Below are 22039 nucleotides of genomic sequence, written 5' to 3'. Positions count from 1 at the left end.
TCGGCCCCGCGGCCCGGGCCGCGGGGCCACGACGGACCTACCGCGCGGAGTCCGTGTGGACCTCGTCCGGTGAGGACACGGGTTCCGTCGAACCGACGGTCTCCTGCTCCGGCCGGCCCTTTCCGCCGATCCGGAATCCGGGCAGCACCGCGAGGACGATCAGCGTGCCGGCGGCCATGATGATCCCGCCGATCAGGCTGGTCTGGGCGACACCGTGGGCGAAGGACTCGTGGACGGCGTCGACCAGGGCCTGCGCCTGCTGGGGGCCGCCGGCGGAGGGGTTCTTCGCGACCTGCTCGGCGACCGCGAGGCCGCCGCCGACCGAGTCCTTGGCGGTGTCCAGCGCGGCGGCCGGGAGCCGGCCGTCGACCAGGTCGCCCAGCTTGTCCCGGTAGGCCGTGCCCAGCAGCGAGCCGAGGACCGCGATGCCGAGGGAGCCGCCCAGTTCCAGCGCGGTGTCGTTGGCACCGCCGCCGACGCCCAGCTCGTTCTCGGGGAAGGAACCCATGATCGTGTCGGTGGCCGGGGAGACGCTCAGGCCGACCGCGAAGCCCAGCATCATCACGGGAGCCAGGAAGTCGGTGTACGTCGAGCCCGCGTCGATCCGCGTCAGCAGGAGGACGGCGGCGGTGCCGATCGCCATGCCGGCCACCACCATCGGCTTCATGCCCAGCTTCGGGGTCAGCCGCCCGGTGAGCGCGGCGCCGACGAACACGGCACCGGCCAGCGGCAGCAGTCGTACGCCGGTCTCCAGCGGGTCGTAGTTCAGGACGAACTGCAGGAACTGCGTGGCGTAGTAGATGGCGCCGAAGGTGCCGAAGAAGAAGAACAGCACCGCGAGCATCGAGCCACTGAAGGGACGCAGCCGGAACATGCGCACGTTCAGCATGGGGTGCGGGTGGCGCAGCTCCCACAGCACGAAGGCGAGCAGACCGACGCCGGCGACCACGGCCGCGGTGACCGGTCCCGCGCCCCAGCCGAAGTGCGGGCCCTCGATGGTCGCGTAGACCAGGGAGCCCACCGAGACGATCGACAGCAGGCCGCCGACGTAGTCGATCCGGCCCATCTGCGCGGCCTTCGACGGCGGGACCAGGGCCAGGGCGCCGACGACGCCGACGAGCGCGATGGGGACGTTGATCAGGAAGGTCGAGCCCCAGGCGTGGTCCCGCAGCAGCCAGCCGGCCACCAGCGGGCCGACCGCGATGGCCAGACCGGAGGTCGCGGTCCAGGCCGTGATGGCGCGGGCCCGCTCCCCCTTCGGGAAGATCGCGACCAGCAGGGACAACGTGGCCGGCATGACCACGGCGGCGCCGACACCCATGATCGCGCGGGCGGTGATCACCAGCTCGGTCCGGTCGACCAGGCTGCCCATCACCGAACCGGCGGCGAACACCAGCAGACCCGTGACGAGCGCGCCGCGACGGCTGTACTTGTCGCCGATCGAGCCCAGGACGAGCATCAGCGCCGCATACGGAACGGTGTAGCCGTCGATGACCCACTGCAGGTCGCTGCTGCTCAGACCCAGTTCCTGGCTCATGTCCGGCGCCGCCACGATCAGTGACGTGTTCGCCATGACCACGATCAGCAGGCTCAGACAGAGCACGATCAGGGCCCACCAGCGGCGGGGGTAGGGCGCGGACATCTTCTCCACGGGGGTGACGGTGAGGAAGGGCATTGGGGGGCTCCTAGGGACGAGTTAATTGCCCATCGATGTGCAGGCTAGTTTATTGCTCACCGATGTGCAAATATGGCGACCACCCGCAGGTCACTCGCCTGCCTCGGACACCCCCTGCGGGCTCCCACCCATGTCGAACGCCCCCAGCCTCGAAGGCTCTCGCCGAAGGAAGGCCCATGCGGACCAACTCCCGACCGTTCCTCATCGCCCTCGCCGCCCTGCTCGCGCTCGTCCTCGTCCCCGTGGCGGTCGACCGGTTCGTGGCGGCGCGCGTCGAGTCCCGTACGGCCAAGGCCTTCCAGGAGGGCATGGGCACGCCTCTGCCGCCCCAGGTCCATGTGCGCGGTGTCCCCGTGCTGACCCAGGTGGCCTCCGGGACCCTGCGGCACGTCGACATCACGGCGCACGACATCCCCGCCGACGGGTCCGAGCGCCCGCTGCCGGTGACCGAACTCGCCCTCGACCTGCACGGGGTGAGCAAGTCGGACGACGACAAGGAGGCACGGGCGCGCAAGGCCGAGGCGACCGCCTACCTCTCCTACGAGGACATCTCGAACGCGCTCGGCATAGAGATCGGCCAGGCCGCACAGCCCGGCCGGATCACCGCGACGGTCCTGCTGCCCCTGGACTCCAAGGTCAACGTCACCACGGCTGTCTCGGCGGCCTCCGGCAACCGCATCTCGTTCCACGACTTCCAGGTCACCGGCGGCACGCTCCCCGCCATCGGCCGCACCCTGCTCGACCGGGTCTTCGCGGAGCCGATCCAACTCCGCAACATCCCGGAGGGCCTGCACCTGCGCTCGGTCAGCACGACGGCCACGGGCCTCACCGCCCACTTCTCGGGCGAGTCGGTCACCTTCCGTCCGGACGGGGGTTCGGACGAGGGGTCCGCGGAAGGATCCGCGGACCGGGCCGCCTGAGGACGAACGCAGCACCGGACATCGGCCGATCCCATCGGCCAGTCAGCCGGTCCCATCGGCCGGTCCGCCAGTCTCATCAGCCGGTCAGCCGGTCTCGTCAGGCGATACGAGGGCGAAATCGCCGCACGTTCAGTCCGCCACCGGCGGCAGGCTCGCCGCGACCTCCCCGACCACGACGGCCGCCCGCTCCTCGGGAACACCCGCCGCGATGAGGGCGGCGATCGCGGTCCGGGTCCCGTCGTCCTCCAGCGTGCCGGAGTTGACCGACTCCAGCAGTGCCACCGTCAGCGCCTCGAGGCCGGCGCTCAGCGCGGCGGCCGGCAGCCGGGTGTGGAACACGCCCTCGCGCTGCCCGCGCTCCAGGATGTCGGTGGCCGCGGCCCGGGCGGGCGCGAGGATCTCGGTCACGCGCTCGGGGCCCAGGTCGCGCCGGGTCAGGCCGAGCAGCATCCGGTAGCGGTCGCCGACCGGCCAGAGGGAGAACATGAAGTACGCGAACGCCCGCTCGGCCGGTTCCGCGGGCCGCGCCCCGCGTTCCAGGGCCTCCCGCAGCACCTCGGAACCCTCCTCGGCGAGCGCCTCCAGCAGGACCGCGCGGCCCGGGAAGTGACCGAACAGCGTGCGCCGTACGACACCGGAGGCGCGCGCCAGTTCCTCCAGGGTGATGTCCGGATTCCGCCCGAGCTCCTGGCGGGCCGTGGCCAGGATGCGCGCCCGGTTGGACCGCGAGTTGCGGCGCTGTGGTTCACGGGCGGCGGGCTTGGACACGGAGGAACCTCGGTGGGTCGGTGCGGGGCACGCCGGGAGGGACGTGACCCTGCGACGGCGGCTGCGGGACCTGCACATTTTGCCATGGTTCAGCGGCTCGCCCGTGGACGCGCGGCGCGCGGTGGTGCCCGTCCGGCTTGACTGATCATGCCGTGGACGATGAGGTGGCAACAGGCCAACTGCAGGAGTTCTCATGCCACTTGACACCGCGCTCTTCAACAACGGCGTCCCGCACTCCGCCCGGATATGGAACTACTGGCTGGGCGGCAAGGACTGCTACGAGATCGACCGCCAGGTCGGTGACCAGATCGTCGAGGCGAACCCGCAGATCCTCGACATCGCCCGGGCCCAACGGGCGTTCCTCGTCCGCACGGTGGAGTACCTCGTGCGCGAGGCCGGTATCCGCCAGTTCCTCGACGTCGGCACGGGCCTGCCCACCGCGAACAACACGCACGAGGTGGCGCAGGGGATCGCGCCGGAGACCCGGATCGTCTACGTCGACAACGACCCGATCGTGCTGGCCCACGCCGAGGCGCTGCTCACCAGCTCGCCCGAGGGCAGGACGGACTACATAGACGCCGATCTGCACGATCCGGAGACCATCCTCCAGGGCGCGGCCAAGACGCTGGACTTCACGCGCCCCGTCGCGCTCGTGCTGCTGGGGATCACGGCCCACGTGGTCGACGACTCCGCGTACGAGCTGGTCGGGCGCCTGGTCGCGGCGCTGCCGTCCGGGAGTTTCCTGGTGCTGTGCGACGACACCGAGGTCCTCGACCCCGAGGGCATGCGCACCATGATCGAGCAGTGGAACGAGGCGGGCGACAATCCGCGGGTCAACCGCAGCCCGGAGCAGCTCGCCCGCTTCTTCGACGGCCTGGAACTGCTCGACCCCGGTGTGGTCTCGGTCTCCCGCTGGCGTCCGACGTCCCCGGACGCGGTGGTCCTGGAGGTCGACGACTTCGGGGGCGTCGCCCGCAAGCCGTAGCGGCACTAGAGGTGCTGCCGCCCGCAGCGGCAGCGGCAGCGGCAGCGGGCCGACATGCTCCTGCGCGGTGCGGGCCCGCGCGGGACAATGGCCCCGTGGGTGCCGAGATCGTGGACGAGGTCCTGGACGAGGCCGTACGGGCGGCTCCGTCGCCGGCGCTGCGCGGGCTGGTCGGCTGGTACGCGGGCTACCGCCAGCGCGGGGTCCCGCCGACCCGGCACCGCGGGCTGCCCTCGCCCTGGCTGACGTTGATCCTCACCCTCGACGACCCGCTGAGCATGGCCGCCCACCCGGACCCCGCCGCCGCTCCCGGCGACTTCGCCACGCTGCTGGGCGGTCTGCATCTGACGCCCGCGCTCATCGACATCCCGGGACGCCAGTCCGGCGTCCAGATCGGGATCAGCCCCCTGGGCGCCCGGGTGCTGCTGGGGCTGCCCTCCGGGGAACTCACCGGGATCGACGTCCACGCCGACGAGGTCCTGGGCGCGGACGTCCGCGAGACCCACGACCGGCTGCGCGAGGCCACGGACTGGCCCGCCCGCTTCCGTGTGGTGGACGGCTGGCTGCTGAGTCGACTGTTCCACCACGAGAGCGATCCGCTCGCCCGCACCTCGACAGTCGCCGGCGCCTGGCGGCTGCTCCTGTCCACCGGCGGCCGGCTGCGCGTCGACGAGCTGGCCGCCGAGACCGGCTACAGCGACCGCCATCTGCGCACCCGCTTCCGCGCCGAGATCGGCCTCACGCCCAAGGCGGCCGCCCGGGTCATCCGCTTCGACCGGGCCCGACGCCGACTGGCCGACCGCCCCGGCCGCACCGACCTCGCGGGGCTGGCCGCCGACTGCGGGTACGCGGACCAGTCGCACCTCGACCGCGAGTTCGCGGCGCTGGCCTCCTGCTCGCCGAGCGTCTGGTTGGCGCAGGAGTTCCGAAACATCCAATCCGGGCACCATCCGCCCGCGTGACGCTGGGGGTGTTCCACGGATCCGCGCCTCACGGCGTCGCAGCGAAAGGCGGCTCACCATGCCCGGCACTCCCGATACCGCACACACGCCCAACTCCGCACGCACGCCCACCACTTCGACCGGCCCCGATTCCGGCAAGCAGCCGCCCGCCCCGCAGGTCTGGCCGAGTCTGCGTGCCCAGGACGCCCGCGCGCTGATCCGCTTCCTGGTCGACGCCTTCGGCTTCGAGGAGACCGTGGTCCACGGCGACGGCGACCTGGTCCAGCACGCCGAACTCGCCTGGCCCGAGGGCGGCGGCATCATGCTGGGTTCGGTCCGCGAGGACCAGGATCCCGCCAACTGCCCTACTCCGCCGGGCGCGTTCAGCGCCTACGTCGTCACCGCCGACCCGGACGCCGTCCATGCCCGGGCAAAGGCGGCCGGCGCCGAGATCACCACGGAACTCCAGGTCACCGACTACGGCTCCCGCGACTTCGCCGCACGCGACCCCGAGGGCAACCGTTGGTACTTCGGCACGTATCGCGGCGAGCCGCGCTGAAGCGGAACGTGCGGGTGAAGTGAGACGTACGGCCGCACCGGAACGTACAGCCGAATCAGCCCGTCACGTCACGCCCCGCCGCGGGCCTCCCCGACCGGCACCGGGAACAGCAGGCAGCTGCTGGTCGCGTGAGCCAGCAGGCGGTCCTTGGCATCGAGCAGGGTCGCCTCGGCCAGCGCGGTCTGGCGCCCCCGGTTGACGATCGTGCCGACGGCCCGCACCCGGCCCGTGTCCACGGTGATCCGGCGCAGGAACTTCACGGTCAGATCCAGCGAGGTGTACCCCATGCCGACGGGGAGCGTGGACTGCACGGCACAGCCCGCGGCGGAGTCGAGGAGGGTGGCGTAGACACCGCCGTGCACGCTGCCGATGGGATTGTAGTGCTCCTCCCCCGGCAGCAGCGAGAACACGGCCCGGCCCTCGGCCACCTCGTCGAGCGTGAAGTCCAGCGTCGCCGAGACGGGCGGCGCCGGCAGCCGGCCCTCCTGCACGGCACGCAGGAGGTCCAGGCCGGAACCGTGCCCGACCGCCGCCGCCGTGATCGCGGGGTCCTCCCACTCGTACGTACGTGTACGTCCCATGTCGTGCCGCCTCCCAGCTGACTTCGTCATTCGAAGCTAGCGGGATCGTCAGCTGACTGTCAATGTCGAAGCCAGGCATCTACGATGGCGGAATGGAGTGGCTCGACGTCAGTACCGAGAACTGTCCCGTCCAGCGCACGCTCGACCTGGTCGGCGAGAAATGGACGCTGCTCGTGCTGCGCGACGCGGCGATCGGCGTCCGCAGGTTCGAGGAGTTCCGGCGGCACATGGGGTTGTCGGAGGCGGTCCTCAGCGACCGGCTGCGCAAGCTCACCGCAGCCGGGATCCTGCGGACCGTCCCCTATCAGGAGCCGGGCAGCCGGGCCCGCAACGAGTACCGGCTGACCCGCAAGGGCTGGGACCTCTGGCCGGTCCTGGTCGCCCTGCGCCAGTGGGGCGACACCTACGACCCGGACCCCGCGGGTCCCGTCCTGGACATGCGGCACACCGACTGCGGGGGGCCGGTACGCGTCGTCGTCGAGTGCGCCGACGAGCATGTCCCGCTCACGCCGAGGGACGTGACCGCGCGGCCGGGGTCCGGCGCGCGACCGTATCGGAGCTCGGTCGGGTCGGAGTGAGACACGGACGTTGACCGTTCGGCCTCTGTCCGCGAGGAGGAAGGCGAGGCAGGCTGGTGCACAGGGGATGCGACATCCCCCTTGTGCGCCAGTCTGTGCCAGAGAGGCGAACGGCCATGGAGCAAGTGATCGTCGCGCGTACCGACCGATCGACGGGCAGCCGGGACGCGGTCGAATGGGCCAGCCGTGAGGCACTGCTGCGCGGCCTGCCCCTGTGCGTGCTGCACGATCCCCAACCGGACCCGGCCGAGGCCAAGTTGGTCGTGCTCGGCATGCCCCGGGCAGTCTCGCAATCGCCTCTTCCGGCGAGCGTCCGCACTTCGATCACTCCGGTGGTCCTGGTACCGGAGGACGACGGCCAGACCTTCGGCCGCCCGTCGGGCGTCGTCCTCGGGATCGACGCCCACGACCCCGCGAGCGCGGCGATCGACTTCGCCTTCGACAGCGCACGGCTGCGCGGCACGCGCCTGCATGCCGTCCACGCCTGGCAACTCCCCCCGAGCGCGGCCGAGTTCCCGTTCGCCGTTCCGGAACAGGACCGCGCCACGTGGGAGGACCACGAAGTCCAGCTCCTGACCGACGCGTTGCGCCCCTGGCGGAGCAAGTACCCGGACGTTCCCGTACTCGAGGACGTCGTCCTGTTTCCGCCCGCCGAAGCCATGCTCCACCACTCGACGAACGCGGCGCTGGTCGTGGTGGGGGCGGGCGGCGAGTGGGGGGACGTGATCAGGGCGCTGCTGCGCGACACGATGTGCCCGGTCGCGGTGGTCCGCCGGTAGCCGGTGCGGTCCAGGCCGCCTGTGCCTCCCCGGGACGCGTCCGGTACGCGGCTAGGCCAGCCCCAGTTCCCGGTCGCCCAGCGCCTCGAAGAAGCGCTCCACGTCGGCGTCGCTCACCTCGGCGAGGGTGGCCGGGGACCAGTGCGGGTTGCGGTCCTTGTCGATGACCTGGGCCCTGATGCCCTCCACCAGGTCGGGGGCGGTGAGGGCCGCGCAGGAGACGCGGTACTCCTGGTCCAACACCCGCTCCAGGGAGTCGAGTCGCCGGGCTCGGCGCATGGCGGCGAGGGTGACCTTGAGGGCGGTGGGCGACTTGGTGAGCAGGGTCTCCGCCGTCTCCTTCGCGGCCGGGTCGCCGTGCGCGAGGAGCCGGTCGATGATCTCCTCCACCGTGTCGGCGGCGTAGCAGGAGTCGATCCACTCCCGGCGACCCGCCAACTCCCCTTCCGGGGACGGAAGTACATGCCGGTCCAGCGCTTCACGGACGGGCAGGTCGGCGAGATCCCCGACGAAGCCCGGGAGTGAGTCGGAGGGCAGGTAATGATCCGCCAGCCCGCACAACAGGGCGTCCCCTGCCCCGACTTGCGCGCCCGTCAAGGCCAAGTGGGTGCCCAGCTCTCCCGGGACACGGGAGAGGAGATACGTGCCGCCCACGTCCGGCACGAACCCGATGCCCGTCTCCGGCATGGCCACCCGTGAGCGCTCGGTGACGACGCGGACACTCCCGTGTGCTGAGACACCGACCCCGCCGCCCATCACGATGCCGTCCATGACAGCGACGTACGGCTTCGGGTAACGCGCGATACGGGCGTTCAGGTGGTACTCGTCCCGCCAGAAGGCGGCCGACGCGGTACCGTCGCCGTCGCGGGCGTCGTCGTGGACGACCCGGATGTCACCGCCCGCGCACAGGCCTCGCTCGCCCGCACCCGTGATGACGACGGTCTCGACGGAGGGGTCGGACTCCCAGGTGGTCAGGGCCTCGTCGATGCGGCGGACCATCGCGTGATCCAGGGCGTTGATGGCCCTCGGGCGGTTGAGGGTGATGTGGGCGGCCCGGCCGGCGGTGGTCAACAGCACGGATTCGCGCATGGTCTCCTTGGTTCCTTCCAGAAGCCGCTGGACCCGCAGGTCACGGACGATCTTCTGGACACCGTACGCGGAGACGGACAACACAAAGGCAGGGAGGTCCCAGCACTCCCTGCCACTAACAAGCTATAGCGCACGGGGGGCCTTGCGGCAAGGCCCCCTTCGTGGCGCACAATCACCGACCTGGGCCAAAAGGTGCCCATAGCCGCGTGAACCGCATGGGCCCGTCGAGCCGACGCCCAGCCACACCCCGCATTCGGAGCCTCGGAGCCAACGACGTGAACCCCCTCACCACCAGCGCGTTCGACCTTCCCGACCGCCTCTCCGCGAAAGCCGACCCGGCCCTGATCTCCGGCGACGAGAAGCATTTCGTGGCCATCGCGGAGTGCCTGGAGGAGTCGATCGCGGAGCTGACCGAGCGCCTCGACACCGCGCGCAAGGCACCCGGCGGCCTCGGCCGGGAGGCCATGGACCGGGACACCGAGGTCCACCAGGTGACCGCCCGCCTGCGCACCCTGCGCCGCTTCGGCCTGGATCTGTGCCTGGGGCACATGGTCCTCGCGGACGGCTCCGAGCCCGTGTACGTCGGACGCCTCGGCCTCACGGACAGCACGGGCCGTCGGCTGCTGCTCGACTGGCGCTCCCCCGCGGCCGAGCCGTTCTTCGGCGCCACCCACGCCAACCCGATGGGTCTGGCGAGCCGCCGCAGGTATCGCTGGACGGAGGGCCGGATCGGCGACTACTGGGACGAGGTGTTCACCGCGGACGGATTCGCCGGGCATGCCGCTCTCGACGACCAGTCCGCGTTCATCGCCAGTCTCGGCAGCAACCGGTCGGCGCGGATGCGGGACGTGCTCGGCACCATCCAGGCCGACCAGGACGCGATCATCCGCGCGGGATCCCGCGGCACGCTCGTCGTGGACGGCGGTCCGGGTACGGGCAAGACCGTCGTCGCCCTGCACCGGTCCGCCTACCTCCTCTACTCCGACCCCCGTCTCGGGCACCGCAGGGGCGGCGTCCTGTTCGTGGGTCCGCACCGGCCCTACCTGGACTACGTCTCCGACGTCCTGCCCAGCCTCGGCGAGGAGGGCGTGCAGACCTGCATCCTGCGGGACCTCGTCGCCGAGGGAGCGGCCGCGAAGGAGGAGAGCGACCCGGAGGTGGCCGCCCTCAAGTCGTCCGCGGACCTGGTGAAGGCGATCGAGAGGGCCGTCAGGTTCTACGAGGAGCCGCCCGCCAAGGGGATGACGGTCACCACCCACTGGTCGGACATCCCGCTGAGCGCCGACGACTGGGCCGTGGCGTTCGACGCGGCGGAACCCGGCACCCCGCACAACGAGGCGCGCGAGCAGGTCTGGGAGGAGCTGCTCACCCTCCTGATGGAGAAGCACGAGGGCGACGCCCCGACCACCCTGCTGCGCAAGTCGCTGCTGCAGAACCGAGCGCTGCTGACCGCCTTCAACCGCGCGTGGCCGCTGCTCGAAGCGGACGACCTGGTCGGCGATCTGTGGACGGTCCCCGCCTATCTGCGGATGTGCGCTCCCTGGCTGGACCGCGACGACGTGCAGAAGCTGCAGCGCGCGGAGGCCCAGGCCTGGACGGTGTCCGACCTCCCCTTCCTGGACGCGGCACGGCAGCGGCTCGGCGACCCGGAGGCGGCGCGGCGCGAGCGTCGGCACAAGGCCGTCCTCGCCGCGCAGCGCGAGCGCATGACCCAGGTCGTCGACAACCTGATCGAAGCGGTGTCCACCTCGGGCGACGACGGTGACGAGGGCATCGGCCTGGTGAAGATGCTGCGCGGGGAGGACGCCCAGGTCAGCCTGGTCGACGAGGCCGAACTGACCACCGTCGACCCGGACCTGCTGGCCGGACCGTTCGCGCACGTCGTCGTGGACGAGGCGCAGGAACTGACCGACGCGCAGTGGCAGATGCTGCTGCTGCGGTGTCCGTCCCGGAGCTTCACCATCGTCGGCGACCGCGCCCAGGCCCGGCACGGGTTCACGGAGTCGTGGCAGGAACGGCTCGAACGCGTCGGGCTCAACCGGATCGACGTGGCCTCGCTGAGCATCAACTACCGCACGCCGGAAGAGGTCATGGCGGAGGCCGAGCCGGTCATCCGGGCCGCGCTCCCGGACGCCAACGTGCCGACCTCCATCCGCAGCAGCGGTATCCCCGTCGTCCACGGCTCCGCCTCGGATCTGCCCTCGGTCCTCGACACCTGGCTCGCGGCACACGACGACGGGATCGCCTGCGTCATCGGCGATCCCACGTTCCGGGCGACGTCCCGCGTCCGCTCACTGACTCCCGAGTTGTCGAAGGGGCTCGAGTTCGACCTGGTCGTCCTCGTCGACCCCGAGAAGTTCGGCGAGGGCATCGAAGGAGCGGTCGACCACTATGTGGCGATGACCCGGGCGACCCAGCAACTCGTCGTCCTCACCAGCTGACAACCCCGCCCACGACCAGGGCTGATCCGGTCCCGGGTGGGCCGGATCACCCTCCGGACGGTGGACGCGGCGCTTCGGTCCGCCGCGCCACCCCGTAGGCTGGCCCGTGCAGCTGGTTCGCCCCGTCCGCCAGGCGGGATGCGTCGCAAGAGGGAACCCGGTGGGAATCCGGGACTGCCCCGCAGCGGTTAGCGGGAACGACCGCCGTCATACGCACTGGGCCCACGGAGGGCTTGGGAAGCGACGGCCAGTAGGAGTCCGCCGGGAGACCGGAGGACGTGCCCGCGAGTCCGAAGACCTGCCAACTGCCCGCGTACGGCCGAATCGTGCGCGGACATCCCGGTGACCTCGTGGGCGGGTCGGCGTACATACCAGGCGGACGACCGCGCAGTTCCACTGCCGCACGGGGTCGGGCCCGCCCGGTTTCGTCACCCTTCGCGCTCGCGTCCCGTCGCCGGGATCTCAGGGATCCATCTCGCGAAGGAGATCTCCGTGACCACCAAGACCGCAGCCGCGGCAGCGCGGGCCACCGTGTACGGCTACCCCCGCCAGGGCCCGGACCGGGAACTGAAGAAGGCCATCGAGGGCTACTGGAAGGGCCGCGTCACCGCCGACGCCCTGCGCGCCACGGCCGCAGAGCTGCGTGGCACCAACTGGCGGGAGCTGGCGAAGGCCGGCGTCGACGAGGTGCCGACCGGCGACTTCTCGTACTACGACCACGTCCTCGACACCACCGTCATGGTCGGCGCCGTCCCCGCCCGTCACCGCGCGGCCGTCGAAGCGGACGCCCTGGACGGGTACTTCGCCATGGCGCGCGGCACCCAGGACGTGGCGCCGCTGGAGATGACGAAGTGGTTCGACACCAACTACCACTATCTGGTGCCCGAGTTGGGCCCGGACACGGTCTTCGCCGCCGACTCGACCAAGCAGGTCGCGGAGTTGGCGGAGGCGCTGACCCTCGGGCTGACCGCCCGTCCGGTGCTGGTCGGCCCGATCACGTACCTCCTGCTGGCCAAGCCCGCCCCGGGCGTACCGGCCGACTTCGACCCGCTCACCCTGCTCGACCGACTGCTGCCGGTGTACGCCGAGGTCCTCGCCGACCTGCGGGCGGCGGGCGCCGACTGGGTGCAGCTGGACGAGCCCGCCCTGGTCCAGGACCGCACCCCGGCCGAGCTGAACGCCGCCACGCGCGCCTACCGTGACCTCGGTGGCCAAACCGACCGGCCGAAGCTCCTGGTCGCCTCGTACTTCGACCGGCTCGGCGACGCGCTGCCGGTGCTGGCCAAGGCGCCGGTCGAGGGGCTCGCCCTGGACTTCACCGAGGCCGCCGCGGCCAACCTCGACGCGCTGGCCGCCGTGGGCGGGCTGCCCGGCAAGCGACTGGTCGCCGGTGTGGTCAACGGCCGCAACATCTGGGGCAACGACCTGTCGGCGTCCCTCTCCACCCTCGGCACCCTGCTCGGCCTCGCCGACCGGGTCGACGTGTCGGCCTCCTGCTCGCTGCTCCACGTACCGCTCGACTCCGCCCGGGAGCGCGACATCGAGCCGCAGATCCTGCGCTGGCTCGCGTTCGCGAAGCAGAAGACGGCCGAGATCGTCACCCTCGCCAAGGGCCTCGCCCAGGGCACCGACACGATCGCCGCCGAACTCGCCGTCAACCGTGCCAACCTGGCCTCGCGTGCGGGCTCGCCGATCACACACGATCCGGCGGTACGGGCCCGCGCCGCCGCCGTCACGGACGCCGACGCCCGCCGTTCGCAGCCGTACGCCGAGCGCGCCGCGGCCCAGCGTGCCCACCTCGGGCTGCCGCTGCTGCCGACCACCACGATCGGCTCCTTCCCGCAGACCGGTGAACTGCGCACCGCCCGCGCCGACTTGCGGGCGGGCCGGATCGACACGGCCGGCTACGAGGAGCGCATCAGGGCCGAGATCCAGGAGGTGATCTCCTTCCAGGAGAAGACCGGTCTGGACGTCCTGGTGCACGGCGAGGCCGAACGCAACGACATGGTCCAGTACTTCGCCGAGCAGCTGACGGGGTATCTGGCCACGCAGCACGGCTGGGTGCAGTCCTACGGCACCCGTTACGTCCGGCCGCCGATCCTGGCCGGCGACATCTCCCGCCCCGAGCCGATGACCGTGCGCTGGACGACGTACGCCCAGTCCCTCACCTCGCGCCCGGTCAAGGGCATGCTCACCGGCCCTGTCACCATGCTCGCCTGGTCCTTCGTCCGGGACGACCAGCCGCTCGGCGACACCGCCCGGCAGGTCGCCCTCGCCCTGCGCAAGGAGGTCGACGACCTTGAGACGGCCGGAACTTCGGTGATCCAGGTAGACGAGCCCGCGCTGCGCGAGACGCTCCCGCTGCGCACCGCCGATCGTGCCGCGTATCTGGCGTGGGCGACCGAGGCGTTCCGGCTCAGCACGGGCGGGGTGCGGCCGGACACGCAGATCCACACGCACATGTGCTACGCCGAGTTCGGGGACATCGTCCAGGCCATCGACGATCTCGACGCGGACGTCATCAGCCTGGAGGCCGCCCGCTCGCACATGCAGGTAGCGCGCGAACTCGCCGCCCACGGCTATCCGCGCGAGGCGGGACCTGGCGTGTACGACATCCACTCGCCGCGCGTCCCGAGCACGGAGGAGGCCGCCGACCTGCTCCGCACCGGGCTCAAGGCCATCCCCGTCGAGCGGCTGTGGGTCAACCCCGACTGCGGCCTGAAGACCCGCGGTTGGCCCGAGACCCGGGCCTCGTTGGAGAACCTGGTCGCCGCCGCCCGCACGGTCCGTGAGGAACTGTCCGGGGCCTGATGCCGGGATCCGTCGACCGGGGAGGGCAGTTGGAGAGCCCTCCCCGGTCGGCGCGCGTACGGGCCGTGTCCAATGGAGACCCGTACACCGGACCCGTACACCGTGAACCGCATCAGGAGGAGCCGCCCGTGACCAGCCGTGTCACCTTCATCTCGCCCGCGATGAGCACCTCATTGCGCCAGGCGCGCTTCGACGACGGGGGTTCGATCGAGGCCAGCGGAGAGGCGCGGGCCCGTGCCGCGGCCGGAACCCTGCCCTCGGGTGCGCGGGTCGTCGTAGGCCCCAGTGCGCGCTGCCGTCAGACGGCGACCGCGCTGGGCCTCGACGGGTCCGAGGAAGCGGCGGAGTTGGCGGGGTTGGACGTGGGGCGTTGGCGAGGGCTCACCCTCGCCGAGGTCGGCGCCGGTGAGCCCGAGGCGGTGGCTCGGTGGCTGGCGGACCCGGCGTCCGCTCCGCACGGCGGGGAGTCCGTCGAGGAGTTGTGCGCGCGGGTGGCACGGTGGCTGGAGGCGTCCCTCGCCACGGACGGCCGTACGCTCGCCGTGGTCGAACCGGACGTCGTACGGGCCGTGGTGGTGCACGCGTTGGGCGCGCCCGCGGCGGCCTTCTGGCGGCTGGACGTGCTGCCGCTGACCGCCACCGCGCTCAGTGGGCGGGCCGGCCGCTGGAACGTGCGGATCGGACAGCCGCTGGATACCGCCGAGGCGGCTCAAGTCCCGTCGGCCGGCGGTTCATGAGGCCGCGTCCCGGTGCCGGCGTGACTGACGGAAGAACGCGAGAGGGCCCCGGACGGTTCCGCGGGGCCCTCTCGTCAGGTCGGTCGTGTCAGTGGGCTGCGGGCACCGCCGTAGGCGCCGGGACCCGGGCGGGCTTCGGGTTCAGCAGCCGTTCGGCCAACTCGCCGAAGGCCAGGCCGAATCCGCCCCACAGGGTGATCTGCATGGCCAGCGCGGAGAGCCTGAAGCGCCACAGCACGGTGGCCGGGAAGTCCGCGGGGACCTCGTTGATGACCGGCAGGAACGCGTACGCCAGCCCGATCACCACAGCGAACGCGGCGAGCGCGACGACGGTCGCGTACCAGGTGCCCAGACTCGGTGCGAGCCGCTTGCCGAGGATGGTCGCGGCGACCGCGAGGAGCACGCTGAGCACCATCATCAGGAAGTACAGGGTGGTCCGCTTGCCGATGGTGTCGGGGTCGCCGACCGCCGGCGGGTTGGCCGGGTACTTCAGGAACGGCACGACGTAGACGGCCAGCAGCGCGCAGCCGGAGAGCAGCAGCGCGGTCGCGCGCGGGCTGAACCGGCCGACGCGGCCGAGCGCGAAGCAGAATCCGAGGGCGGCGATGCCGCCGAACGCGACGCCGTAGATCAGGACACCGGTGGCCAGGCCGGCGGTGGACTGCAGGGAGCGGGAGACGATCTCCATCTCGTGCTCGTGGGCGTGCGCGTCCTCGAAGGCGATCGCCTTGTCGACGTTCGGTTCACCCAGGAAGTAGGCGACGACGAGGGCGAGCACGCCGGCGGCGAGGCCGGCGAGCATGCCCCGCACAAGAAGGTTTCGCACCGTTGCGGAGTTCATGTGAGTGCTGGTTTCCCTCGGGTCAGTGGCAGGGGAAGCCGAGCAGGTGACGGGCGTCGTGCACCCACTCGTGGACGTCCGAACCGGACACGAGGGAGGTGGCGCCCTGTTCGGCGCCGACGAAGTACAGCAGGACCAGCATCAGGATGCCGAAGAAGACCGCCCAGGGGACGATCGCGCCGATCGGCAGCTTGGCGGGGAGAACGGGGGTGGTGGCTGTCGGCTGAGCGACATGCTGCGCCATGGCAGGGCCTCCTCTGGGAGTTCGCGTCCCATCTCGGTGGTGCACAGGACGACGGCTACGGGTCTGACTCGCCCCCCTCCGTTAAAGGGGTGGCACACAGTGGCGCGACCGTGCCGGACTCCCACCGGCTTCCGTTTTGGTGTCGTCGATATCAGAGTGACCGTACCGTGTGTCGCGAACATGGCCAATACCGCGCTACCTGGGGTGATGCCGGTCTCGCCCGCCGAGTGACGAGGATCATCGGCCTGGGCCGTCAAATCACCGCGTGGATACGCCGGTTCGGGCGCCGTACGCCCGGCGGTCCCGCGCGCCGGTCACACCGAGGCGCGGACCACGATCCGGCCCCGCACCGGCGTCAGGCCCTCCGAGTCGATGCCGAGGGCGGCCCGGGCGGCGAGCCGGCCGAGGGCTTCGGCGTCGATGTGGACGGTGGTGAGCGCGGGCGTGGTCAGGGAGCCGTGCTCGGTCTCGTCGAAGCCGATCACGGCCATCTCCTCGGGCACCCGAAGTCCGAGGTCGCGCAGGGCGGTCAGGGTACGCAGCGCGATGTCGTCGTCGAAGGCGGCCACGGCGGTCACGTCCGGATGGGCCGCGCGGAACGCCCCGACGGCGACCGCGCCGGCTTCTCGCGGGCGGGGGACGACGAGGCGCTCCAGGGGTGGCAGGCCCAGGCGCCGGGCGGCCTCGCGGGCGAACCCGAGGCGGGCCTCGGTGAGCGGGAAGTCGTGGTCGGGCATGGCCATGGTGATCCGGGTGTGCCCCCGCTCGGCGAGATGGCCGATCTGCAGGGCGGCGTTGGCGGCGAACCCGTTCTCCCAGTCCTCCTCGATGGGACCGTGCTCGCGCATGTAGACCTCGCCGAGTCGCAGCACGGCCCGCGGCACGACGGTGTCGAGGATCTTCTGCGTGGCCTCGGGCGCGGTGTGCCCGTGCCGCACGAGCAGGACGTGGTCGTGGGCCGCCAACTCCTCGTCCAGGCCCCGGACATAGCTCCGGGAGAAGTTGCCCTCCAGACCCTCGTCGACATTGAGGACGACGATGCGCGAGGACCCCTCGCGCAGTGCCCGGGCGATGCCGTGCGGGACGTACCCCAACTTGTGCGCGGCGGCCAGGACCCGTTGTCTGGTCGCCCCGGAGATGGTCTGCCGGGGGTCGTCGTTCAGTACGAAGCTCACGGTCGCCCGGGAGACTCCGGACGCCTCGGCCACGTCGCTCAGCGTCACCCGGCCGGAACGGCCCATGCCGGCACACTCCCGCCTCTGGAACGATTAAGCGCCGGCACTCAGCCTAGGCGAACACGATGGTGTGGTTGCCGTTCCTGACGACCCGGTCCTCGGCGTGCCACAGCACCGCCCGGGAGAGGACCGCGCGTTCCACGTCGGCGCCCCGGCGGGTCAGGTCCGTGGCGGTGTGGGCGTGGGTGACGCGGACGACGTCCTGCTCGATGATCGGGCCCTCGTCGAGGTCCTCGGTCACGTAGTGGGCGGTGGCGCCGACGAGCTTCACGCCGCGTTCCTTGGCCTTGGCGTAGGGCCCGGCGCCGATGAAGGCGGGCAGGAAGGAGTGGTGGATGTTGATGATCGGGACGCCGAGCCGTTCGATGAGGTCGCCGCTGAGGATCTGCATGTAGCGGGCGAGGACGACGAAGTCGACGTTGCCCTTGAGCAGCCGCAGGTGTTCCGTCTCGGCGGCGGACTTGTCCGGCCCCTGGGAGGGCACGTGGAAGAACGGGATGCCGAAGGCGCGTACCTCCTCGGCCACATCGGGGTGGTTGGAGATCACCATCGAGACGGTGAGGGGCAGTTGGCCCTGCCGATGGCGCCAGAGCAGGTCGAGCAGGCAGTGGTCGGACTTCGACGCGAAGATCGCGACCCGCTTGGGGACCGACAGGTCGCGCAGCGTGTACGTCAGACCGAACCGTTCCACGAGGTGTTCGTCGAGGTCCGTCCGCAGGGCGGGCAGCGCGGCCCGGAGGCCGTCGAGGCCGAACACCGTGCGCTGGAAGAAGGCGCCGCCCTGCGGGTTGTCGGAGTACTGGTCGAGGGCGACGATGTTGGCGCCGTGCCCGCTGAGGACCGACGTCACGGCCGCGACGATGCCGGTGGCGTCCGCGCCCTGCACGATCAACGAGGCCTGCTGCGCGGGGTTTTCCGCCGTGCCGGCGCGGGCCGGGGCGTCCTGCGTGAGGGTCATGCCGTGCTGTCCTTCCGGAAGCGGGCGGCCCAGTCGGAGGTGGCCGCGATCCCGCCGAACGTATAGAAGTGGATCTTCAACTCGCCGTGCCGGGCGGGGTCGTGGGCCGCGGCGAGGTCGCGCAGGAAGCGGTCGGGGCCGGCGGTGCCCATGAGGTTGGTCAGGGAGAACCCGTACTTCTTGACGACGGAGGCGCTGGTGCCCACGCCGAAACGGGCCGCGTAGGACAGGAGTCGGCGCGCTCCGGCGGGTCCGGGGACGCCGATCCTGATCGGGAGGTCGATGCCTCGGCTGCGGACCTCCTCCACCCAGGCGAGCACCGGGTCGACGTCGAAGCCGAACTGCGTGATGATCTCGCCGTCCAGGGGGTGTGCGGCGAGGGCCTCGTGCTTGTTCCGCAGCGCGGACCACAGCGTCAGGTCGTCGATCGACGGATGGCCCTCGGGGTATCCGGTGATGCCCACGTGCCGCACGCCGTACTCCCCCAGCAGTCCTGTGTCGATGAGGGACAGCGAGTCCGCGTAGGGGCCCTCGGGGTGTGCCGGATCGCCGCCGACGAGGAACACGTTGTCGGACGTGCCGTCGGCGCGCAGGCCCGCGAGGAACCGCTCGAAGTCGCCGCGGGAGCCGAGGCGGCGGGCGGATATGTGCGGTACGGGGACGAAGCCGAGCCGCTTGACCGCCCGGGCCGCGTCCAGACGCATCGGGAGGTCCTCGTTGCCGAGGAAGGTGATGTTGATGCGGGTGCCCTGGGGGATGCGGTCGCGGGCCTCTTCCAGTCCGGGGACGTCCTTGCCGGTCATCTCCAGGGAGAAGTCCTCGAGCAGCGCGGTGCCGACCGCTGTTCCTGTCGTGCTCGCGGGGTTCATCGTCGTGGGTCTCGCTCTCTGGGCCCGCGTCAGCGGTCGCGGCGGTAGAGGGTGCGCGCGTGCTCGTCGAACGGCGACGGCCGCACGGTGGCACGGATGCGGGGGAAGCCGAGGTCGGCCTCGGGATCGGTGCCGGGACCGGGGTGCTCGCCCCAGACCACGCTCACCTCGGTGCCGGGCACGGCGTGCTCGGCGTCGATCAGGGTCTGGGCGAGGACCGCGCCCACGGGGTCGATCGACGCGCTCTGCATGGTGACGCCGACCAGACCGTCGGCGGACTCCACCCGGTGGCGTGCGTACGAGAGCACGAACCCGGAGTCCTGGCCCTCGCCGATCGCCGCGCGCACGTCGGCGGGGTCGAGGACGAGGGTGACCTTGGTGCGCCGCACCTCGTCCTTGGCCTTCTCCAGGGCGTCCCGGCCCACGAAGTCGTGCCGGAAGGAGATCATCTTGCCGTAGCCGAGTTCGTACGGCGACACGTAGTAGTCCTCGATGTCCTCCGAGAAGTAACTGCCGTTCAGCGGGCGCTTGCCCTCGATTCCGAACAAAGGCAGTTGCCTGCGGTATTCCAGCAGTTCGGGGTCGGTGTAGATGGCGGGCACCGGGGACGGTATCCAGCCGCTCTCGACGCTGGGGGTCGTGTACGCGAGGGCGCCGACCTGGATCAGGCCGAGCGGTTCGCCGACCTTCAGGAACCTCTCGTGCACGTGGGCCGCGTGCTCCCAGGGGCCGATGAACTCGAAGCCGGCCTGGCCCGCCATGCCGTGCCGCAGGGCGCGCAGCGGGCGCCCGTCGAGGACGACCGGGCTGGAGTGGAAGAACTTCGTCTCCGGCAGTGGGCCGCCGAAGGCCCGCTCGGCCAGCTCCACGGCCAGCGGCCCCTGGATCTGGTAGCGGAACAGCTTCGGGTCACCCCCGCCGGGCCGGAAGGCGGAGGAGGGGTCGGTGGCGAAACCGACGTCGTAGCCGCCCTTTTCCGCGTGGTACTGCACCCAGTGCTGGGCGGCGGGGATGCCGCTGAGCAGGTACCGGTTCTCGGCCTCCCGGGCGAGGATCCCGTCGGTGACGATGTGGCCTTGTCGGGTGACCGGCACGTACTGCTTGGCCTGTCCGATCGCGAACCTGGCGAAGTTGTTGACGCCGTGATCGGCCAACACCCGGGTGGCGTCGGGGCCTTCGATCGTCAGGTCGTACATGTGGTGCGAGAGGTCGAGCAGGGCCACGCCCTCGTGCCAGGCGTTCTGCTCCTGCCGCCAGCCCGCGTACTCGCGCGCGACGACCTCGGGGGTCCACGGCTCGGCGCCCGGTCGCCACAGCAGCCTGACCGGCGAGCCGGCCGAGTCGATGCCGTCCTGGAGGGAGGGGGTTGCCATGGCGGCTCCTTCGTGTCGCTGTCCGTCCCGGTGAGGGCAGCTAAATCGTTCTAGTGAAAGCTAACAGGACCGACCCTGCGGGCGGGTGGCTCCGGACGCGCAAGCATTGCGTGCGCTCGGCGCGCCGAGCATGGTCGTTCGCTTCGCTCACCCTCGAAAGTCTTTCGTAACCGGGGCTTTTCTCCTCCTTGTCCCGGAGGTGACGCGCATGTCAGTGTCCCGGTCCAGCAGGCAGGCCGCTGCGGCGGTGCGCACGAAAGCCTTTCGCGCTGCTTTCCGTATCTGCCTTGCGCACCCCATGGCATTGCGAGAGAAAGAGGCAGAGCATGCACGGGACTTCGAGATCGAGAGCTCGGCGCATAGTCGTATCCCTGACCACCGTGTCGGCCGCCGTGGCCATCGCCTCCTGCGGGACGTCGGGGCCGTCCACGACGTCGTCCTCGAAGGGCCTGACGATGTGGGCGCTCAACGACCAGACGATCCTCAAGGAGTCGGTCGACGCCTACAACAAGAAGCACCCGGACGGGAAGATCACGCTGCGGCTGTTCGCCAACGACGACTACAAGCAGAAGCTGCGCGTGGCCTTCGGCGCGAACCAGGCACCGGACATCTTCTTCAGCTGGGGCGGCGGCGCCCTGAACGACTACGTCAAGGCGGGCAAGGTCGACGCCCTGTCCGCGTCCCAGGTCGAGACGGACCGGTTCACGCCGAGCGTGATGCAGAGCGCCACCTTCGACGGCAAGGTCTACGGCGTGCCCGCCAACGGCCTGGCGCCGGTGGTCCTCTACTACAACAAGAAGGTGCTCGCCGACGCGGGCGTCCAGCCCCCGAAGACGTACGACGACCTGCTCGCGGCCGTGAAGAAGCTGAAGGCCAAGAACGTCATCCCGATGTCCCTCGCGGCCAACTCCAAGTGGCCGACGCTGATGTACACGGAGTACCTGCTCGACCGGACCGGTGGCTCCGGGGTGTTCTCGAAGATCGCCGGCGGTGATGCCTCGGCGTGGCAGGACGCGTCGGTCACCAAGGCCAACCAGTACCTCCAGGACCTGGCCGAGGCGGGTGCCTTCGGTGCCAACGCCTCGTCCGTCAACTACGACCAGGGGGCCTCCACCGCGCTCGTCTACTCGGGCAAGGCGGCCATGGAGGTGATGGGCACCTGGGAGTACGCCAACTTCGTCAAGGCCGCGCCGGACTTCGCGAAGAACGACCTCGGCTTCACCACGTTCCCGACCGTGCCCGACGGCAAGGGCGACCCGGCCGGCATCGTCGGCAACCCCTCCAACTTCCTGTCCCTGAACGCGGCGAGCAAGCACAAGTCGGAGGCGCTCGACTACCTCAAGGACTACGTCCTCGACGACTCCCAGGTCGACGCCTACCTGGCGGCGGGCAGCGTGCCGCCGGTCAACGGCCTCGAGTCGAAGCTGGCCGCGACCACTTCGGCCGACAAGAAGTGGCTGCGGTTCGTGTACGACCTGGTGCAGAAGTCACCGAGCTTCCAGTTGTCCTGGGACCAGGCCCTGCCGTCGGACCAGTCCGACGCGCTGCTGACCAACGTCGACAAGTCGTTCCTGCGGGAGATCAAGCCCGAGCAGTTCGGCGAGGACATGAGCAAGGCGGCGCAGTGATGACAGCCGTTGTCCGTACGCCCGGTC

Annotated in this window: 20 protein-coding genes and 2 riboswitches; of the genes, 10 read left to right on the top strand and 10 right to left on the bottom strand. The window is 71.0% G+C overall.

Going from position 1 to position 22039, the window contains the following annotated elements; translation table 11 throughout:
* Positions 1 to 37: 37 nt before the first annotated feature.
* Positions 38 to 1675 carry an MFS transporter gene (locus ACWD5F_RS35485; RefSeq protein WP_451260425.1) on the bottom strand — a complete coding sequence of 546 codons (1638 nt, stop codon included), beginning with the start codon at positions 1673 to 1675 and terminating at the stop codon, positions 38 to 40.
* A 176-nt stretch (positions 1676 to 1851) separates the two neighbouring features.
* Here ACWD5F_RS35485 and ACWD5F_RS35480 point away from each other — a divergent pair, with 176 nt between their 5' ends.
* A complete protein-coding gene (locus tag ACWD5F_RS35480) occupies positions 1852 to 2595 on the top strand; it encodes an LmeA family phospholipid-binding protein (protein WP_451260424.1) in 744 nt (247 codons plus the stop codon).
* Between the two features lie 129 nt (positions 2596 to 2724).
* Here the strand turns inward: ACWD5F_RS35480 and ACWD5F_RS35475 are convergent, their stop codons facing one another.
* Positions 2725 to 3363 (bottom strand): TetR/AcrR family transcriptional regulator, encoded by a 639-nt coding sequence (locus ACWD5F_RS35475; protein ID WP_451260423.1) that lies wholly within the window; start codon positions 3361 to 3363, stop codon positions 2725 to 2727.
* 193 nt (positions 3364 to 3556) lie between these two features.
* Here ACWD5F_RS35475 and ACWD5F_RS35470 point away from each other — a divergent pair, with 193 nt between their 5' ends.
* The 3 genes from ACWD5F_RS35470 (at position 3557) to ACWD5F_RS35460 (ending at position 5848) form a co-directional block, all read left to right on the top strand.
* A complete protein-coding gene (locus tag ACWD5F_RS35470) occupies positions 3557 to 4348 on the top strand; it encodes an SAM-dependent methyltransferase (RefSeq protein ID WP_451260422.1) in 792 nt (263 codons plus the stop codon).
* A gap of 95 nt (positions 4349 to 4443) precedes the next feature.
* On the top strand, positions 4444 to 5310 hold the full coding sequence (locus tag ACWD5F_RS35465; RefSeq protein ID WP_451260421.1) for a helix-turn-helix domain-containing protein: 867 nt from the start codon (positions 4444 to 4446) through the stop codon (positions 5308 to 5310).
* A 58-nt stretch (positions 5311 to 5368) separates the two neighbouring features.
* Positions 5369 to 5848, top strand: coding sequence for a VOC family protein (locus ACWD5F_RS35460; protein ID WP_401711299.1), 480 nt, complete (start codon positions 5369 to 5371; stop codon positions 5846 to 5848).
* A 68-nt stretch (positions 5849 to 5916) separates the two neighbouring features.
* On the opposite strand, the gene ACWD5F_RS35455 is transcribed toward ACWD5F_RS35460, so the two are convergent.
* Entirely contained in the window at positions 5917 to 6429 is a 513-nt protein-coding gene (locus ACWD5F_RS35455; protein ID WP_451260420.1) for a PaaI family thioesterase, read from the bottom strand.
* 92 nt (positions 6430 to 6521) lie between these two features.
* Between ACWD5F_RS35455 and ACWD5F_RS35450 the strand changes: the two genes are divergently transcribed.
* The gene (locus ACWD5F_RS35450) at positions 6522 to 7007 is read left to right on the top strand and encodes a winged helix-turn-helix transcriptional regulator (protein WP_451260419.1); all 486 of its coding nucleotides are present in this window, start codon (positions 6522 to 6524) and stop codon (positions 7005 to 7007) included.
* A gap of 116 nt (positions 7008 to 7123) precedes the next feature.
* Positions 7124 to 7786 carry a universal stress protein gene (locus tag ACWD5F_RS35445; RefSeq protein ID WP_451260418.1) on the top strand — a complete coding sequence of 221 codons (663 nt, stop codon included), beginning with the start codon at positions 7124 to 7126 and terminating at the stop codon, positions 7784 to 7786.
* Positions 7787 to 7837: 51 nt separating this feature from the next.
* On the opposite strand, the gene ACWD5F_RS35440 is transcribed toward ACWD5F_RS35445, so the two are convergent.
* The gene (locus ACWD5F_RS35440) at positions 7838 to 8914 is read right to left on the bottom strand and encodes an enoyl-CoA hydratase/isomerase family protein (protein ID WP_451260680.1); all 1077 of its coding nucleotides are present in this window, start codon (positions 8912 to 8914) and stop codon (positions 7838 to 7840) included.
* A 236-nt stretch (positions 8915 to 9150) separates the two neighbouring features.
* Here ACWD5F_RS35440 and helR point away from each other — a divergent pair, with 236 nt between their 5' ends.
* The 3 genes from helR (at position 9151) to ACWD5F_RS35425 (ending at position 14864) form a co-directional block, all read left to right on the top strand.
* Positions 9151 to 11316 (top strand): RNA polymerase recycling motor ATPase HelR, encoded by a 2166-nt coding sequence (gene helR, locus ACWD5F_RS35435; protein WP_451260417.1) that lies wholly within the window; start codon positions 9151 to 9153, stop codon positions 11314 to 11316.
* Between the two features lie 96 nt (positions 11317 to 11412).
* A riboswitch (cobalamin riboswitch) is annotated at positions 11413 to 11636 on the top strand.
* Positions 11637 to 11808: 172 nt separating this feature from the next.
* Positions 11809 to 14127 (top strand): 5-methyltetrahydropteroyltriglutamate--homocysteine S-methyltransferase, encoded by a 2319-nt coding sequence (metE, locus tag ACWD5F_RS35430; RefSeq protein WP_451260416.1) that lies wholly within the window; start codon positions 11809 to 11811, stop codon positions 14125 to 14127.
* A gap of 128 nt (positions 14128 to 14255) precedes the next feature.
* Positions 14256 to 14864, top strand: coding sequence for a histidine phosphatase family protein (locus tag ACWD5F_RS35425; protein WP_451260415.1), 609 nt, complete (start codon positions 14256 to 14258; stop codon positions 14862 to 14864).
* 88 nt (positions 14865 to 14952) lie between these two features.
* Here the strand turns inward: ACWD5F_RS35425 and ACWD5F_RS35420 are convergent, their stop codons facing one another.
* From ACWD5F_RS35420 to ACWD5F_RS35395, 6 genes are all read right to left on the bottom strand, one after another.
* On the bottom strand, positions 14953 to 15705 hold the full coding sequence (locus ACWD5F_RS35420; RefSeq protein WP_451260414.1) for a CbtA family protein: 753 nt from the start codon (positions 15703 to 15705) through the stop codon (positions 14953 to 14955).
* Between the two features lie 22 nt (positions 15706 to 15727).
* Entirely contained in the window at positions 15728 to 15949 is a 222-nt protein-coding gene (locus tag ACWD5F_RS35415; protein ID WP_401711315.1) for a CbtB domain-containing protein, read from the bottom strand.
* Between the two features lie 35 nt (positions 15950 to 15984).
* Positions 15985 to 16129: riboswitch (cobalamin riboswitch) on the bottom strand.
* Positions 16130 to 16263: 134 nt separating this feature from the next.
* The gene (locus tag ACWD5F_RS35410) at positions 16264 to 17190 is read right to left on the bottom strand and encodes a LacI family DNA-binding transcriptional regulator (protein WP_451260413.1); all 927 of its coding nucleotides are present in this window, start codon (positions 17188 to 17190) and stop codon (positions 16264 to 16266) included.
* A 46-nt stretch (positions 17191 to 17236) separates the two neighbouring features.
* Positions 17237 to 18142 (bottom strand): formyltetrahydrofolate deformylase, encoded by a 906-nt coding sequence (gene purU / locus ACWD5F_RS35405; RefSeq protein WP_451260412.1) that lies wholly within the window; start codon positions 18140 to 18142, stop codon positions 17237 to 17239.
* The gene (locus ACWD5F_RS35400) at positions 18139 to 19011 is read right to left on the bottom strand and encodes a methylenetetrahydrofolate reductase (RefSeq protein ID WP_451260411.1); all 873 of its coding nucleotides are present in this window, start codon (positions 19009 to 19011) and stop codon (positions 18139 to 18141) included. The genes purU and ACWD5F_RS35400 overlap by 4 nt, the downstream gene beginning before the upstream one ends.
* Before the next feature lie 29 nt (positions 19012 to 19040).
* Entirely contained in the window at positions 19041 to 20384 is a 1344-nt protein-coding gene (locus ACWD5F_RS35395; protein ID WP_451260410.1) for an aminomethyl transferase family protein, read from the bottom strand.
* A gap of 392 nt (positions 20385 to 20776) precedes the next feature.
* Between ACWD5F_RS35395 and ACWD5F_RS35390 the strand changes: the two genes are divergently transcribed.
* Positions 20777 to 22012 (top strand): extracellular solute-binding protein, encoded by a 1236-nt coding sequence (locus ACWD5F_RS35390; protein WP_451260409.1) that lies wholly within the window; start codon positions 20777 to 20779, stop codon positions 22010 to 22012.
* Positions 22013 to 22039 lie beyond the last annotated feature (27 nt).

The organism is Streptomyces sp. NPDC002499 (genome assembly GCF_053595415.1).
The sequence above is the reverse complement of the archived record's forward strand: the minus strand, read 5'-3'. Positions and strand labels throughout refer to the sequence as shown.